The organism is Vibrio sp. 2134-1, from assembly GCF_033339495.1.
In genome coordinates, this window is sequence record NZ_JAWOUS010000995.1 from 1 (window position 1) to 509 (window position 509).

The 509-nt window shown below is 43.8% G+C and carries 1 protein-coding gene; it reads right to left on the reverse strand.

Going from position 1 to position 509, the window contains the following annotated elements:
* Nucleotides 1-428, reverse strand: a 428-nt coding sequence (locus tag R7R78_RS29665) for a GntR family transcriptional regulator (protein WP_263856362.1), incomplete at its 3' end; no start/stop codon positions are given.
* Nucleotides 429-509: the final 81 nt, after the last annotated feature.

Genomic DNA, 509 nt, shown 5'->3' on the forward strand with positions numbered 1-509 from the left:
AAAATATCTCGGAAGAAGGTAAACAAATTGTGCGAGTTCGCCCCCTCAAGCAACGCTTCAAGAAAGTGATAGTGGCGTTCTTCCCATTCTCTCCAGCAAAAGCCTTGGTCGAGATTCACTCTAGATAGTTTGTGGTATGAAGTTAGGACGTCCAGTTCCCAGTTCTCATCACCTGTCATGATCGCCTTTTTCAATAGAAATGAAGCCGTCATCCGTAGGCTTTCATACAAGTCATTCAACTCATGCTTACACACTGGTGCAACCCAGCAGCCTTTTTGCGGCTCGAGTTTGACGTATTTGCTCCACGATAGCTGAACCAATGCTTCGCGAATAGGGGAGGCACCTACGTTGTATTTCTCTTTTAGCTCTGCAACCACAAGTTTTTGACCAGGTTTTAGCTCACCAGTCAGGATATCCTGACAGATCATTTTTGATACTTTGTCGGTAAGAGTGGGACTAGACACATACACCTCATAGAATTTTTTATCGTGACGACAAAATTAAACAGT